The following is a 14,121-nucleotide window of genomic DNA, read 5'->3' as shown; positions in this document are numbered from 1 at the left end:
TTATCTTGGGGTTGTGCCGCGATCGACAGATGTGCGCTCGTTGACGATCTCGAGTGTGCGTGCAATGACCTGGGCATCGTCACGGCTGAGTCCGGCGAAGTAGGGAGCGAGGGAACGCGCGAGCGCTGAACGCCACTCGCCGAGAGCCTCAATACCGCTCTCCGTCACGTCGAGCACCTGCGCGCGGGCATCGTCGGGGTCGGAGACGCGGGTCACCCAGCCCATTTCGACGAGGTGCTGAACGATCTTCGTCATTGTCGGCTGCGTCACTCGCGATTGCCGGGCAAGCTCCCCCAGCCGCGTCGGGCCGAGAGAGCGCAGAGCGGAAATCGTGCGCCACACAGCCGGGTTCTGCGGATCAACAAGAGCCTGAGCAGCAAGTCGAGTCAGCCGATGCGCCGATGAGACGAGTTCCCCGATCAGCACTTCTGTCTCGCGGTCATTTTCTTCACGCGAGCGTCCGGTCATATCTGCCATAATATATATAGCCTATCTATATAGCAAAGCGAGGGATGTGGAATTTAACAGCAGAAGGCCCCACCCCGGAGGGGCAGAGCCTTCTGGAATCACAATTGTCCCGTGAGGGGACGTGACTACTTGAGTGTGACGCTGGCGCCGGCCTCTTCGAGAGCAGCCTTTGCCTTGTCAGCGGTCTCCTTGTTTGCGCCCTCGAGCACAGCCTTCGGAGCGCCGTCGACGAGGCCCTTCGCGTCGCCGAGGCCGAGCGAGGTGAGCTCGCGGACGACCTTGATGACCTGGATCTTCTTGTCGCCAGCACCCTCGAGGATGACGTCGAACTCGGTCTGCTCTTCGGCCTCTTCTTCAGCAGCACCAGCGACCGGAGCTGCACCAGCAACGGCGACGGGAGCGGCAGCGGTGACCTCGAAGGTCTCCTCGAACACCTTGACGAACTCGTTGAGCTCGATGAGCGTGAGCTCCTTGAAGCCCTCGATGAGCTCCTCAGTTGACAGCTTTGCCATTATTTTCTCCTTGTTGAATCGTGTACTCACCGCGGGCAGGCACGTGCCTACGCTGCGGACTCCTGCTTCTCACGCAGCGCGTCGACCGTGCGAACGGCCTTCGACAGCGGTGCGTTGAACAGATATGCGGCTCCGAACAGCGAGGCCTTGAAGGTACCGGCGAGCTTCGCCAGCAGTACTTCACGGGACTCGAGGTCGGCGAGCTTGCCTACCTCTTCGGCGGTCAGCGGGTTACCGTCAAAGTAACCACCCTTGATCACCAGGAGAGGGTTTGCCTTGGTGAAAGCGCGCAGGCCTTTCGCGACAGCGACGGGGTCTCCGTGCACGAAAGCGATTGCTGTGGGGCCGGTCAGGTCGTCGTTGAGTGACGACATGTCTGCCTTGTTCGCAGCGATCTTGGTCAGCGTGTTCTTCACCACGGCGTAGGTTGCGTCCGCACTGATGGACTTGCGCAGCTCCTTGAGCTGACCCACAGTGAGGCCGCGATACTCGGTCAGCAGAACGGCAGTCGAGTTCTGGAACTTGTCCGTGAGCTCGGCAACCGCGGCTTCCTTGTTCGCCATGGCCACTCCTTACGTATGTGTTCGCGCGTCGCGGAGGCGACGCGCCCCTCACACCGTGGCGGCCCGCTCATAAAAAAAGCTCCGGCACAGGAGGCGCGGAGCTGGTGCAGAGATTCTGCGTGAACTTCGATTCCACCTGCGCGGGCCGTTCTCGAGAGAGAACCTTCGTGTGTGCGCATTTCTGCGCACCACAGACCTACGGTCTTTGGTGTTCATAACAATACGTGGGGGCGACGACGTTGGCAAATTCAGACATCACCCCTTGACCATAGCCCTCGGTCGACCTAGTCTTTCTCGTATAACAAGAGGATACTTTCATTATACGAAATTTTAGAAGGAGACGTTATGACCCAGCTCAACGACGAGACGGCCAGCGCGCCCCCTGCCCCGGAACACGAGCAGCCCGTCTGGAACGGCGTTGATGCCGACTTCTCTCTGCCCGAAGAATCGCACCGAGGTTGGTTCGGCCGTCGTCGACGCAGAAAGCGGACAACCAGCGCAACCTAATATCCATGATACGGAAATACAATTCCGAATTGAGTGGCGCCGTTGCGCGAAGCGGGGTAGAATTTCGGAACGCTGTCGTTGACAGCGCAGGGCGGCGTCGATTGGCGCGTATTCCCACCGTATGACGAAGTGCGGCGGTTCGAGGTGAACGCCACTTCGAATCGACAAGGAGCGTGACACATGGATGTGACCGTTAATGGGCAGAACCGCCCGCTTTCCGGCATCCGCGCACATGAGAATGCCCTGGACTGGCTGCGTGCGAACAGGCTGACCGGAAGCAAAGAGGGTTGCGCCGAAGGGGAGTGCGGTGCGTGTGCGGTGATGGTCGCCAACCCGGACGGCAACGGGGGCAGCACCTGGACTTCCGTGAACTCGTGCTTGATACCGGCCGCTGCGTTAGACGGCCAAGAAGTCGTCACGTCAGAAGGCCTTGCCTCGGCCGACGGGCTGCACCCCGTTCAGGCGGGGCTCGCAGAGGCCGGCGGCTCACAGTGCGGCTACTGCACGCCGGGGTTCGCCTGCAGCATGGCCGCCGAGTATTACCGCGCAGATCGCGCTCCGTGCGAGCATCCTGCCGATGCTGAACACGGCGAGAACGGGTTTGACCTGCACGCGCTCAGCGGAAATCTCTGCCGGTGCACGGGTTACCGTCCAATCCGGGATGCCGCGTACAACCTGGGCGCTCCCACTACCGACGACACGCTTGCCGCGCGACGCGACAGCGCCGCGCCGGAGCCCGCAGCCACCGACTATTCAGCAGACGACGGTCGCTTTGTTCGACCGGCCGGCCTCGCCGATGCCCTCGCACTGCTCGCGCAGGAACCCCGGGCTGTCGTCGTCGCCGGATCAACAGATTGGGGCGTTGACGTCAACATCAAGGGAACACGTGTTCCACTCATGGTAGCGATCGACCGCCTGCCCGAGCTGCGCACGCTGACCATGGACGACGACGCCGTCACGATCGGCGCCTCGGTCACACTCTCTGAGATCGAGCGCTTTCTCGCGGGACGCGTGCCACTGCTCGGTCAGGTTCTGCCGCAGTTTGCATCACGGCTGATCCGCAACCGGGCAACCATCGGCGGCAACGTCGGCACGGGCTCACCCATCGGCGACACTCCCCCAGCTCTGCTGGCTCTCGACGCCAGTGTCGTTCTCGCGTCGGCACGCGGCGAGCGGGAGGTTGCACTTGCCGAGTATTTCACCGGCTACCGTCAGACGGTTCGTGCTGACGACGAGCTCATCCGCGCCATCCGCATTCCGTTCCCCCTCGCTACAACGACGGCGTTCCACAAGATCGCGAAGCGTCGCTTCGACGACATCTCGAGCGTGGCCATCGCATTCGCTGTCGACATCGACGGCGGAATCATCACTCGGGCACGCGTTGGGCTCGGCGGCGTCGCCGCCACCCCGATTCGCGGGCTCGACACCGAAGCTCTTCTCGTGGGAAAGCCGTGGACTGCCGAAACGGCTCGGGATGCCGCAGCATCTCTCGCCCGTGAAGGAACGCCAATGAGCGACCATCGTGCCAGCAGCGAGTACCGAAGCATCATGCTCTCGCAGGCTGTGCTGAAGTTCTTTGCCGAGACCACGGAACGCGAGGAGGTGGGAGCATGAGCGCCCTGTCGGAACGCCCAGAAAACCCCGTCGTCGGAGTTCCCGAACCGCACGAGAGCGCCGTCGGACATGTCACGGGAACCGCCCTCTACACTGACGACATTGCGGCGCGCGGCGATGCGCTTTCCGCGTGGCCCGTGCAGGCGCCGCATGCTCATGCCCTCATCACCGGAATGCGCTTCGAGAAGGCCCTGCAAGTTCCTGGCGTCGTGCGCGTGCTGACAGCCGACGACGTACCCGGCATCAACGACGCGGGAGTGAAGAACGACGAACCGCTCTTTCCTACCGAGGTCATGTACTACGGTCACCCCGTGTGCTGGGTGCTCGGCGAAAGCCAGGAAGCCGCACGGTTGGGAGCCGCCGTAGTCGAGGTCGACTACGACCCTCGTCCCTCCCTCGTCACCGTTCGTGATGCGATCGAGGCCGAGTCCTTCCAGGGCCCGCAGAGGCTTACCCGCCGTGGGGATGCCGACGCCGCCCTCGCCAGTGCGCCGCACGTTTTTGAGGGCGTCACCGAGTTCAGCGGTCAGGAGCATTTCTACCTCGAGACGATGGCCTCGCTCGCCTATTACGACGAGGGCGGGACGCTCTATGTTCAGGCGGGTACGCAGCATCCATCCGAGACCCAGGAGATCGTCGCGCACGTTCTCGGGCTGTCGAACAACGAAGTAGCGGTGCAGTGCATCCGCATGGGCGGCGGGTTCGGCGGCAAAGAAATGCAGCCGCATGGTCTCGCGGCGATCGCTGCAATTGGCACGAAGCTCACGGGACGCCCCGTCAGGCTGCGGCTGAACCGCACGCAAGACATGACGATCACGGGAAAGCGCCACGGCTTTCACGTGAGCTGGAGCGTTGGCTTCTCCGACGAGGGAAAGATCCTCGGCCTCAAGGCGACGCTCACTGCGGACGGCGGGTGGAGCCTCGACCTCTCTGAGGCCGTGCTCGGTCGTGCGCTGTGCCACCTCGATAACGCATACTGGATTCCTGACATCGAGGCGCTCGGGCGCATCTCGAAGACGAACAAGACATCTCAGACGGCGTTCCGTGGCTTCGGCGGCCCTCAGGGCGTTTTCGTGATCGAAGACATCATGGGCCGATGCGCACCCGAGTTGGGGATCGACCCAGCTGAGTTGCGCAGGCACAACTTCTACGTCGCCGGTCAAGACACCCCGTACGGGCAGCCGGTGCGCCACGCCGAACGGATGCACGAGATCTGGGACCAGGTGCTCGAGAACGCGAACTTCACCGAGCGCAGCACGGAGATCGCCGCGTTCAATGCGGCGCACCCTCACGCGAAGCGCGCGCTTGCCGTCACACCCATCAAGTTCGGCATCTCGTTCAACGTCGCCGCGTTCAACCAGGCTGGCGCCCTCGTTCTCGTCTACAAAGACGGCTCCGTGCTCATCAACCACGGTGGCACCGAAATGGGCCAGGGCCTTCACACCAAGATGATTCAGGTGGCCGCGACGGCGCTTGGCGTTCCGCGTTCCGCCGTGCGACTCGCGCCGACACGCACAGATAAGGTGCCCAACACTTCGGCGACCGCAGCAAGCACCGGCGCGGATCTCAATGGCGGTGCCGTGAAGAACGCGTGCGAGCAGATTCGCGATCGCATGGCCGGCGTGGCCGCCACGATGCTGCGCACCAGTCCCAGCGACGTGCGCTTCTCGCACGGCGAGGTGACAGCGCTGGGCCAGCACGACTCCGTCACGTTCAACGACGTGGCGAAGGAGGCGTACCTGCAGCGCGTTCAGCTCTCGGCATCCGGCTATTACCGCACCGAAGGGCTGCACTGGGATTCCGAGGCATGGTTCGGCTCGCCGTTCAAGTACTTTGCGTATGGAGCCGCCGCCACGGAGGTTGAGGTCGACGGCTTCACAGGGGCCTACCGCATCCGCCGTGTCGACATCGTGCATGACGTCGGCGACTCACTCTCGCCGATCATCGACATCGGCCAGGTCGAAGGCGGCTTCGTTCAGGGCATGGGCTGGCTCACGCTCGAGGATCTGCGCTGGGACTCCTCAGACGGGCCTGGGCGAGGGCGACTGCTGACGCAGGCGGCCAGCACGTATAAGCTGCCGAGCTTCTCGGAGATGCCCGAGGAGTTCAACGTCACGCTCTACGATCGCGCTCACGAAGACGGCGTCGTCTACGGTTCCAAAGCCGTCGGCGAACCGCCGCTCATGCTCGCTTTCAGCGCGCGTGAAGCGCTTCGGCAGGCCGCTGCCTCGTTCGGGCCCGCCGGAGCGACGCGCGAACTCGCGTCGCCCGCGACGCCCGAGAACGTGTTCTGGGCACTGCAGCAGGCTGCGGCACGTGGCGTCGACATGCCGAACGACGCCGCCACAGCTCCCGAGCCGAGTCTCGCGGGGTCGTGATGGACTGGCTCAGGGCTGTTCAGGCCCTGCGCGAACGCCGCGAGGGTCACGTCATCGTGACCCTCGCGCGCGTGCGCGGGCATTCGCCGCGCGATGGCGGGGCAAAGATGGTCGTGTCACGGGACGACACCTGGGGCACCATCGGCGGGGGCAACCTCGAAGCGACGGCCATCAACCGGGCCCGTGCGATGTTGGAGTCTGGCGAAGCTGCACCGGAACTTATGACGCTTAATCTGAGCGACAAGGCACCCGCCGAGTACGGCGTTCAATGCTGTGGAGGGGAAGTCACCATGCTTCTTGAACCGGTCCGCACCGTCCCCTCGGTGGCGATCTTCGGCATGGGCCACGTTGGCCACGAGCTCGCCCGCATTCTGTCGCGGCACGATCTCACTCTCGCACTCATCGATTCACGAGAGGATGCCGTCGCCGACGACGGTCTCGCCGTCGTGCGCGACGGTCAGGCGACGATCAGCGTGCATCACGCTCCCGTGCCTGAGTCTGTTCTGCCCCTGCTGCCCGAAGGCACGCACGTGTTCATCATGACGCACGACCACGCGGAAGACCTCGCACTGTGCGACCTTGCGCTGCGCACACCCCGCATCGGCCCGATCGGGCTGATCGGTTCGAGCGCCAAGTGGGCGCGCTTTCGAAAGAGGCTCATCGAGGCGGGCAATGCGCCAGTGCGCGTTGACAGCATCCAGACGCCCATCGGCACCCCGAGCATCCACGCAAAAGAACCGGCTGCGATCGCCGTGAGCGTCGCAGCCGGTCTTCTGAGCAGCTTCTAGCGTCAGCCGCCGAGCATCGCCGTGATCGGCCCGCGGACGAAGTAGAGAACAAAGCCGAACGCCACGACCCACAGCAGCCAGTGCACCTTGCGGGCCCGGCCGGCCGCGACGTTGACAATCGCCCAGCTGATGAACCCGATGCCGATTCCATTTGAGATCGAGTAGGTCAGCGGCATGGTGACGATCGTCAGGAACGCAGGAAGAGCGACAGAGAACTTCTTGAAGCTGATCGCCTTGATCTGCGACATCATCATCGCTCCTACGACGACCAACGCCGCGGAACCGACTTCCATCGGCACGACGGCAGTCAGCGGCGTGAGAAACATCGACGCGAGGAACAGCAGTCCGGTGATGACACTGGCAAAGCCCGTGCGGGCGCCCTCGCCGACACCGGCGGCAGAGTCAACGAACACCGTGTTCGACGAGCCAGAGGTCATGCCACCGGCGACTGCTCCAGCGCCCTCGACGATGAACGCGGCGCGCAGACGCGGAAAGGTGCCGTCCTTGTGCGCGAGGCCTGCCTGCTTCGCGAGACCGGTCATCGAACCCATCGCGTCAAAGAAATTCGTGAACACGAGGGTGAATACGAGCATCGTCGCAGCAAGCGCGCCGATGCGCCCGAACGATCCGAAGAGGTCGAACTCGCCAACGAGTGAGAAGTCCGGAATAGAGACGATCTGCGTTGGCAGCGCGGGAACGTTGAGGTGCCAGCCGCCCTCTGCTCCCGGCTGAATTTTGAAGATCGCCTGAGCAATGATCGCGAGAATCGTCGAGGCGATCATGCCGATCAGGATGCCGCCTGGAACCTTGCGAGCGACAAGGATGCCGATGAGCATGAGCGCGATCACGAAGATGGCGGTCGGCAGGGTTGTGAGGCTTCCATTCTCACCCAATTGCACGGGCACGCCATCAGCCGCAGTGACGAACCCCGAATCGATGAACCCGATGAAGGCGATGAACAGGCCGATGCCGACAGTGATGGCTGCCTTGAGCTCCTTCGGGATGGCCCGGAAGATAGCTGTTCGTGCACCGGTGGCTCCGAGCACAACGATGATCACACCGTTGATGATCACGAGCCCCATGGCCTCGGGCCAAGTCACATCGTGAATGACGGAGACAGCGAGAAATGAGTTAATGCCGAGACCGGCGGCAAGGCCGAACGGAAGGTTCGCCACCACCCCGAACAGCAGCGTGATCACTCCGGCGGTCAGGCCGGTGACCGCGCCGACTTGCTCGGCGGGGAGCCATCCGCCGGCGGCGTCAGTCGCCGCGGCATCCGCTGAATATCCACCGATAATCAGGGGGTTCAAGATGACGATGTACGCCATTGTGACGAATGTGACGATTCCGCCGCGAAACTCGCGAGCGAGTGTTGAGCCTCGCTCGGTGATCTGGAAGAAACGATCGAGGGCCGAACGGCCTGCCGGGTTCGATCGATTGCCTTCGTCGTCGGTTCGTGTGTGCGCACGAGTCTGAGTCATTGTCGCCTCCTCAGTACTCGATGCGCGAGGCGGTGTTGCCCCACTCGATGAACGGAGCAGTTCGCGTCGGGTCATCGAGCGGAATGAACGAGACGGGCAGCATGCTCTGGCGCACATCGGGTTCATCGAAGAAGCGATAAAACGCCGCGTCATCGAAGCCTGCGTCTGCGGCATCGCCACGGTTCGCCGCGAAGACGATGCGATCGAGACGCGCCCATAGCGACGATGCAAGACACATGGGGCACGGCTCACAACTCGTGTAGAGCACAGCGCCGCTGAGATCGAACGATTCCGTTGCCGAGCATGCGGCTCTGATTGCCGAGACTTCGGCGTGAGCAGTCGGATCGAGACTCGCTGTGACGCGGTTGACGCCCTCGAATTCCTGACCATCTGCCGTGACGATCAGGGCACCGAACGGGCCACCCTGCTCTCTCACGTTCTGCGTAGCAATGTCGATTGCGCGGGAGAGGTAGACCTCATCGCTGCGCGTATTGGTTTGAACGGTCATCGTCGTCCGTCACCTTCCTATAGGGAAACCGGACGACGCAGGGTGTGAAAATGGCTCAACATCGACCGGAACAGTGAATTTCGTTGAATCGCATTTGTCACGGTAATCATCATCGACGAGCGTGTTGCGGGCGGGTATGAATCTAACAGGAACAGTCGTCAATGTCGAGCCCTTTTGAAATCTTTATTTTGAATAGTGGAAACTTCGGCTTCTACCGGTGTTACTGTGGAAAGCCAGACCGGAGGTGGATGTGGCCGATAAATCTCAGACCGAGAGCATCTCGGGCGCCCGCTCCACCCCGCTATCTTTACCGATGCCGACACTTCGTCGCCCAGCCGAATCCGGCGCTCCATTTGACGCTGATCAGCGTGGCCGGCGGCTTCGTGATCTGCGCATCTCGGTAACGGATCGCTGCAATTTTCGATGCGTGTACTGCATGCCCAAAGAGATCTTCGGACGCGACTACGCGTTTCTCGAACGCGACGAGCTGCTGTCGTTCGAAGAGATCACCCGCATCGCGCGCGCAGCCGCCCGAGGAGGCGTGCAGAAGATTCGGCTCACGGGGGGAGAGCCGCTGCTGCGCCGTGGGCTTGAGAACCTCGTCGCGATGCTCGCCGAAATCAGAACGCCTGAGGGCGCCCCGCTCGATATCGCACTCACCACAAATGGCTCGGCACTCGCCGTCAAGGCCGACGCGCTGAAAGCCGCGGGCCTTGACCGCGTCACCGTCTCGATCGACTCGCTCGACGAGCGGACCTTTCAGAGCATGAACGACGTCAAGTTTCCCCTCGCGCGCGTACTCGACGGCCTTGAGGCAGCGCACACCGCTGGACTCGGCCCGATCAAGGTGAACATGGTCGTGAAGAAGGGCCTCAACGATCACGACATCGTGCCGATGGCCCGGTATTTCAAGAACACTCCCTACGTGCTCCGCTTCATCGAATACATGGATGTCGGCTCGACAAACGGCTGGAGACTCGACGACGTCGTCACTGCAGACGAGATCGTGTCACGCATTTCATCTGAGATGCCGCTTGAGTCGCTCGACCCAACGTCGCCAGGCGAGACGGCCTCGCGCTGGCGCTACAGCGACGGCACGAATGAAATCGGTGTGATCGCATCGGTGACTCAGGCGTTCTGCTCCACGTGCACTCGAGCTCGTATCTCAACCGAGGGCCAGCTCTTCACGTGTTTGTTCGCCGATGCCGGATATGACCTCAGGAGTCTGCTGCGTGCTGACTGCACAGACGTGGAGCTCGACGGCGCGCTTCGCGGCATCTGGGCACGCCGGACAGACAACTATTCTGAGAGGCGAGCGAGCCTGACCCCCGGCTCGCGACGCAAGATCGAGATGTCGTACATCGGCGGCTGAGCGTGTGCAGCCACACGCTGAGTCGCGAGCGTGCATGCTCATTCTGATGAGCGCTCGTCATCCTCAGCTCGGGCGCGCACGGTCTGCACCTCGATGCCCTGGGTGTTGAGCAGGCGGCCGTCGACGACGTGGTCACCCTCTTCGAGTAGATCGAGAACATCTTCCGACACAAACCGTGCCGGCGTTGAGGCGACCACGCTGCCCTCACTCGTTGACCGTCGACCAATGTGGTTGAAAACGACGTTCAGCAACACGGCCATGACGGTCGCCGAGCTGATGCCCGACTGGAAGATCACCTGGAACCAGCTGGGGAAATCATCGTAGATGTCGGGCTGCACGAGAGGGAGCATTCCGAACGACAGCGAGATGGCAATGATGATCAGATTCAAGTTATTGCGATAGTCCACCTTGGACAGCGTGTTGATTCCGCTCGCCGCAACCGTTCCGAACAAGGCAATCCCCACGCCGCCGAGAACCGGCGTCGGCACCGCCGCCACCACACGACCGAGCACGGGAAGAACACCAAGCACGACGAGCACGACTCCACCGGTAGCGACGACGAAACGGCTCGACACCTTGGTAATGGCGACAAGGCCCACGTTCTGCGCGAAGGCGCTCTGAGTGAAGGAGTTGAAGACGGGTGAAATCGCGCTCGAGAGCATGTCCGCCCTCAATCCGGCGGCGATCCGCTTGGAATCGACCTTGGTGCGCACGACCTCGCCCACGGCGAGGATGTCGGCCGTTGTCTCCGTAAACGTGACAAGGATCACGATCAGCATCGAGATGATTGCCGCGATGTCGAACGTTGGCATGCCGAATGCGAACGGAGTGGGAATGGCGAAGACCGGCCCGGTCAGCACCTCCGAAAAATCGGCCATCCCGATCAGTGCCGCGATGATCGTCGACAGCACCAGCGACAGCAGAATCGAGAGGCGTGAGATTGCGGGCGTGCCGAATTTCGACAAAACGATAATGAGACCAAGCGACAGCGCAGCAAGTCCGATGTTCGCCGCAGAGCCGTAGCCCGGGGCATCCGGATCGCTGCCCATCGCCCACCCAGCTGCTACGGGGAGAAGCGACATGCCGATGGCCGTGATGACGACGCCGGTCACGACGGGAGGGAAGAACTTGACGATCATGGCGAAGAACGGTGCGATGATCAGCCCGATCACCGACGACGCGATCACGGCGCCGAAGACGCGAGGGAGGCCGCCGCCACCATCGAGGATCGCCATCATCGTGGCGACACCAGAGAATGAGACACCCTGAACCAAGGGAAGCTGCGAGCCGAAGAACGGCACGCCAAGCGTCTGAAGGATCGTGGCCAGACCGCCGATGAAGAGGCAGCACGCGATCAGCACCCCGATTTCTGCCGTGGAGAGCCCAGCGGCTTGCCCCACCACAAGCGGCGGCGCAATGATGCCGCCGTACATCGTGAGTACGTGCTGAATGCCGTACATGATCGTCGGCCACGCCTTCAACCGTTCGTCTTCAGGACGGGCGGGAGCGCCCGCCGCGACATTTCGTGAACGAGACCGACTCATTGCACTGACTCCCTTGTCCGCAATTTCTCCCAAATTCCATAACATGAAATTTATTTTTCATGTGGGTAGTGATGAGTGAATCAGCGTCAAGGCAGGCTGTCAAGCACCCGACCACCATCGCACTACTGGAAGATTACGGCACGATCGGCAGACTGATGCGAAATACCGTGCTTCCCGGCTCACTGTCGACGCTCGACTGCCCACCGTGCGCGGCAACGACACCCTGCACGATTGCGAGTCCAAGCCCTGTACTCCCCGTCGTTCGCGCTCGAGAGGAGTCACCGCGCACGAATCGCTCGAAGACGGTGTCGATGACGCCGGTATCAATGCCGGGGCCGTCGTCGGCAACGGAAATAACTGCACGATTGTCGCCCTCGACCGACAGGTCCGTTGTGACGACTGTGCCCGCCGGGGTGTGCACGCGCGCGTTCGCGAGCAGGTTGGCCACCACTTGGAACAGGCGACCGTGGTCTCCTCGAACAATCACCGGGTGTTCCGGAACGGTGACCTGCCACTCATGGTCACCCGCGGCAGCACGAGCATCTGACACCGCATCCTGAACGAGCTCTGCCAGGTCCACATCGGCGTCGTCCAGCTGACGCCCCTCATCGAGGCGTGCGAGAAGCAGAAGGTCTTCGACAATATCGGTCATTCGACGCGACTCCGACTCAATCCGTCCGAGCGCATAGGACGTGTCGTCCGGAATCGTCTCACCGCTCATGCGCGTCAACTCGGCATAGCCGCGGATCGACGCCAGAGGGGTACGCAGCTCGTGGCTGGCATCAGAAACGAAACGCCGCACTTTGTCCTCGCTGTGCTGCCTCGCCTGAAGCGCGTTCGAGACGTGCTCGAGCATGCGATTGATCGCCGTTCCGACGCGCCCGACCTCGGTGTGAGTGTCGGTGTCTTCCTCGGGCACCCTCACGGCGAGCGCCACATCACCCCGATCGAGCGTCATCATCGACACCGTCGTTGCTGCAGCCGTAACCCGTTCGAGCGGACGCAGCGTCAAACGCACAAGCCCATAGGCACCGGCACCCGAGAGCACAAGGGCACCAAGCGCAACGATCGCGACGACCAGAACGAGTTCCGAGATCGTCGCCTCGATATCGTAGAGGGGAAGTCCGACGATGATCGATACTCGAGAAGAGAGCGGAACGGACACCACACGGTAGTTGCCCAATTCTGCACCGAGGTAGACGCTCTCGGGCCGCGCACCGACGTTTTCTGATTGCAGCGCGTCGAGTTGCCTCGAATCAAGGAGCGGGCTGTTGAGGTTCTGGTCGAGATAGGCGCCCGCCACAATAACGTCATCAAAACGCACGGCCCCGAGAGTTCCGACCGACTGCCCGAGCGAGCTGATGAAGTCCGGGCTCGAATCGGAACCCGGAGTGTTCTGGCCCATTGACGCCGCCGATCGAGAGGCAGCTTCGACTAGCTGCTTGTCGATGCGATTCAGCAGAATGGACTGCAGGCTAAACACGCTCACCAGTCCGATGACAAGTGCAGAGAGCGTGATGAATGCCACCGTCGCCGCGACAAGCGTGCGGCGCAGTGGGCGCGGCTGGCGGCTTCCCACGTCAGACGGCCTTCAGCATGTATCCGGCTCCTCGGACGGTGTGGATCATCGGCTCACGTCCCGCATCGATCTTCTTGCGTAGATAGGAGATATACAGCTCGACGACGCTGGCTTTGCCTCCGAACTCGTAGCTCCACACACGATCGAGAATCTGCGGCTTGCTCAGCACCCGTCGCGGGTTGCGCATCAGGTAGCGCAGCAGCTCAAACTCTGTTGCCGTCAGCTCAATGGGCTCGTCACCACGAGTGACCTCGTAGCTGTCTTCGTCGATAACCAGGTCCCCCACAGTGATGATCGAGTCCGAGGCAAGCGCCGACTGCGCGGCCCGTCTGATCAGGCTGCGCAACCGAGCGACAACCTCCTCGAGGCTGAACGGCTTCGTCACGTAGTCGTCACCGCCCGCCGTCAAACCAGCGATGCGGTCATCGAGAGCATCCTTTGCCGTGAGAAAGAGCACGGGAACGTCGTCGCCATCTGCACGCAACCGATGCAGAACAGACATTCCGTCGAGATCGGGAAGCATGATGTCGAGAACGATCACATCGGGTCGAAATTCACGGGCCTGAGAGAGAGCCTCGTGTCCGGTCGCCGCCGTCTGCACCTCCCAGCCCTCATAACGCAGGGCCATCTTGATCAGATCGGTGAGACTCGCTTCGTCGTCGACGGCGAGCACTCGGATCGGCGTTCCATCGGCACGGGTCAGCTTCGTCGTCACGGGTTCGGATGCTGCGGGATACATGCTCATGCTTCCAGTATCCGCGCTTGCCTATGCGTTTCCAATGAACAAGCATCACACTCGCCGAGGGC

Annotated in this window: 13 protein-coding genes; 5 read left to right on the top strand and 8 right to left on the bottom strand. The window is 62.2% G+C overall.

Features of this window, described 5'->3' with window-relative positions:
- The 3 genes from HCR76_RS02995 to rplJ form a co-directional block, all read right to left on the bottom strand.
- Complete coding sequence (locus tag HCR76_RS02995; protein ID WP_166984823.1) at positions 1–468, bottom strand: MarR family winged helix-turn-helix transcriptional regulator; 468 nt, start codon at positions 466–468, stop codon at positions 1–3.
- Positions 469–593: 125 nt separating this feature from the next.
- The gene (gene rplL / locus HCR76_RS02990) at positions 594–980 is read right to left on the bottom strand and encodes a 50S ribosomal protein L7/L12 (RefSeq protein ID WP_166984825.1); all 387 of its coding nucleotides are present in this window, start codon (positions 978–980) and stop codon (positions 594–596) included.
- A 47-nt stretch (positions 981–1,027) separates the two neighbouring features.
- Entirely contained in the window at positions 1,028–1,543 is a 516-nt protein-coding gene (gene rplJ / locus HCR76_RS02985) for a 50S ribosomal protein L10 (RefSeq protein WP_166984827.1), read from the bottom strand.
- 345 nt (positions 1,544–1,888) lie between these two features.
- Between rplJ and HCR76_RS02980 the strand changes: the two genes are divergently transcribed.
- From HCR76_RS02980 to xdhC, 4 genes are all read left to right on the top strand, one after another.
- Positions 1,889–2,050: a hypothetical protein gene (locus tag HCR76_RS02980; RefSeq protein WP_166984829.1), complete on the top strand. Its 162-nt coding sequence runs from the start codon at positions 1,889–1,891 to the stop codon at positions 2,048–2,050.
- Between the two features lie 180 nt (positions 2,051–2,230).
- Positions 2,231–3,664 (top strand): xanthine dehydrogenase small subunit, encoded by a 1,434-nt coding sequence (locus tag HCR76_RS02975; RefSeq protein ID WP_166984831.1) that lies wholly within the window; start codon positions 2,231–2,233, stop codon positions 3,662–3,664.
- The gene (gene xdhB / locus HCR76_RS02970) at positions 3,661–6,042 is read left to right on the top strand and encodes a xanthine dehydrogenase molybdopterin binding subunit (protein ID WP_166984833.1); all 2,382 of its coding nucleotides are present in this window, start codon (positions 3,661–3,663) and stop codon (positions 6,040–6,042) included. The genes HCR76_RS02975 and xdhB overlap by 4 nt, the downstream gene beginning before the upstream one ends.
- Complete coding sequence (xdhC, locus tag HCR76_RS02965) at positions 6,042–6,830, top strand: xanthine dehydrogenase accessory protein XdhC (protein ID WP_166984835.1); 789 nt, start codon at positions 6,042–6,044, stop codon at positions 6,828–6,830. Before xdhB ends, xdhC begins: the two co-directional genes overlap by 1 nt.
- A gap of 2 nt (positions 6,831–6,832) precedes the next feature.
- Here xdhC and HCR76_RS02960 read toward each other — a convergent pair whose 3' ends face one another.
- Both HCR76_RS02960 and HCR76_RS02955 read right to left on the bottom strand, forming a co-directional pair.
- Positions 6,833–8,311 carry an NCS2 family permease gene (locus HCR76_RS02960; RefSeq protein ID WP_198248131.1) on the bottom strand — a complete coding sequence of 493 codons (1,479 nt, stop codon included), beginning with the start codon at positions 8,309–8,311 and terminating at the stop codon, positions 6,833–6,835.
- Between the two features lie 10 nt (positions 8,312–8,321).
- Positions 8,322–8,819 (bottom strand): nucleoside deaminase, encoded by a 498-nt coding sequence (locus HCR76_RS02955; RefSeq protein ID WP_166984839.1) that lies wholly within the window; start codon positions 8,817–8,819, stop codon positions 8,322–8,324.
- 313 nt (positions 8,820–9,132) lie between these two features.
- Here HCR76_RS02955 and moaA point away from each other — a divergent pair, with 313 nt between their 5' ends.
- A complete protein-coding gene (gene moaA / locus HCR76_RS02950; protein ID WP_166987932.1) occupies positions 9,133–10,191 on the top strand; it encodes a GTP 3',8-cyclase MoaA in 1,059 nt (352 codons plus the stop codon).
- 38 nt (positions 10,192–10,229) lie between these two features.
- Here the strand turns inward: moaA and HCR76_RS02945 are convergent, their stop codons facing one another.
- The 3 genes from HCR76_RS02945 to HCR76_RS02935 all read right to left on the bottom strand — a co-directional run bounded on the left by HCR76_RS02945 (position 10,230) and on the right by HCR76_RS02935 (position 14,059).
- A complete protein-coding gene (locus HCR76_RS02945) occupies positions 10,230–11,735 on the bottom strand; it encodes a nucleobase:cation symporter-2 family protein (protein WP_166984841.1) in 1,506 nt (501 codons plus the stop codon).
- A gap of 133 nt (positions 11,736–11,868) precedes the next feature.
- Positions 11,869–13,314: a sensor histidine kinase gene (locus HCR76_RS02940; protein WP_166984843.1), complete on the bottom strand. Its 1,446-nt coding sequence runs from the start codon at positions 13,312–13,314 to the stop codon at positions 11,869–11,871.
- Position 13,315: 1 nt separating this feature from the next.
- Positions 13,316–14,059, bottom strand: coding sequence for a response regulator transcription factor (locus HCR76_RS02935; protein ID WP_166984845.1), 744 nt, complete (start codon positions 14,057–14,059; stop codon positions 13,316–13,318).
- Positions 14,060–14,121 lie beyond the last annotated feature (62 nt).

The sequence above is a fragment of the Paramicrobacterium chengjingii genome (assembly GCF_011751765.2).
Classification (GTDB): Bacteria; Actinomycetota; Actinomycetes; order Actinomycetales; family Microbacteriaceae; genus Paramicrobacterium; species Paramicrobacterium chengjingii.
Note: the sequence above shows the minus strand (reverse complement) of the source record. Positions and strands in the feature narration are given on the sequence as shown.